The organism is Variovorax glucosi (assembly GCF_051216695.1).
Lineage (GTDB): Bacteria > Pseudomonadota > Gammaproteobacteria > Burkholderiales > Burkholderiaceae_C > Variovorax.
Genome location: NZ_JBPJZE010000350.1, coordinates 1 through 1,071, shown reverse-complemented (window position 1 = coordinate 1,071; position 1,071 = coordinate 1). Strand labels below are relative to the sequence as shown.

2 protein-coding genes are annotated in these 1,071 nt (G+C 64.6%); one reads left to right on the top strand and one right to left on the bottom strand.

The window, feature by feature from the left end; genetic code table 11:
- Positions 1-16: 16 nt before the first annotated feature.
- Positions 17-844 carry an alpha/beta fold hydrolase gene (locus ACSFA3_RS25575; protein WP_093052466.1) on the bottom strand — a complete coding sequence of 276 codons (828 nt, stop codon included), beginning with the start codon at positions 842-844 and terminating at the stop codon, positions 17-19.
- On the opposite strand from ACSFA3_RS25575, the gene ACSFA3_RS25570 reads away from it, so the two are divergent.
- On the top strand, positions 843-1,071 hold a 229-nt coding region (locus ACSFA3_RS25570; RefSeq protein ID WP_435508123.1), incomplete at its 3' end, for a hypothetical protein. The genes ACSFA3_RS25575 and ACSFA3_RS25570 overlap by 2 nt on opposite strands.

Genomic DNA, 1,071 nt, shown 5'->3' with positions numbered 1-1,071 from the left:
CTTTTCTTCAGGATCATCAGGACTTCACGAACGCCAGCAGGTCGGCGTTGAACTTGTCCTTGTGCGTGTCGGTCAGGCCGTGCGGCGCGCCGGGGTAGACGATCAGCTTGTTGTTCTTCACCAGCTTGGCCGAGGCCAGGCCGGCGGCGCCGATCGGCACGATCTGGTCGTCATCGCCGTGCACGATGAGCGTGGGCACGTCGAACTTCTTCAGGTCTTCGGTGAAGTCGGTTTCGGAGAACGCCTTGATCGAGTCGTAGGTGTTCTTGTGGCCGCCCGCCATGCCCTGCACCCACCACGAGTCGATGAGGCCTTGCGACACCTTGGCGCCGGGGCGGTTGAAGCCGAAGAAGGGGCCCGAGGGCACGTCCTTGTAGAACTGCGAGCGGTTCGCGAGTTGCGCTGCGCGCAGGCCGTCGAACACTTCGATCGGCAGGCCGCCGGGGTTGGCGGCGGTCTTCAGCATCAGCGGCGGCACGGCCGAGATCAGAGCGGCCTTGGCCACGCGCTTGGTGCCGTGGCGGCCGATGTAGCGCGCCACTTCGCCGCCGCCGGTCGAGAAGCCGACCAGGATCACGTTCTTCAGGTCCAGCGTCTCGATGACGGTGGCGAGGTCGTCGGCGTAGGTGTCCATGTCGTTGCCGTTCCAGGGCTGGCTGGAGCGGCCGTGGCCGCGGCGGTCATGCGCCACGGTGCGATAGCCCTGAGATGCGAGGAACAGCATCTGCGATTCCCAGCTGTCGGAGTTAAGCGGCCAGCCGTGGCTGAACACGACGGGCTGGCCGGAACCCCAGTCCTTGAAATACAGCTGCGTGCCGTCCTTGGTGACGATGGTGTTGCTCATGGTGCGTGTTCCTTTCAAAGAACGATGGATGGCGCCTTGGTTCGGCGCAGAAGTGGAGGCGGCGGACGCCGCCTGGGAAAAGCCGGTCCCCACGAGGGCTCCGGCTGCGACGGAAGCGCCACCGACCAGGAGGCTGCGGCGGGTCGGGGTGGCGGTTGGATTCTTGCTGTTTGCGGACATGGTGTGCTCCTTGAGTGACGTGGTTGAGGTGAGTTTTGTATCGTATG

Bases quoted from the DNA above. Each gene is read 5' to 3' on its own strand.
- ACSFA3_RS25575 (WP_093052466.1), bottom strand. From the start codon at position 844: ATGAGCAACACCATCGTCACCAAGGACGGCACGCAGCTGTATTTCAAG.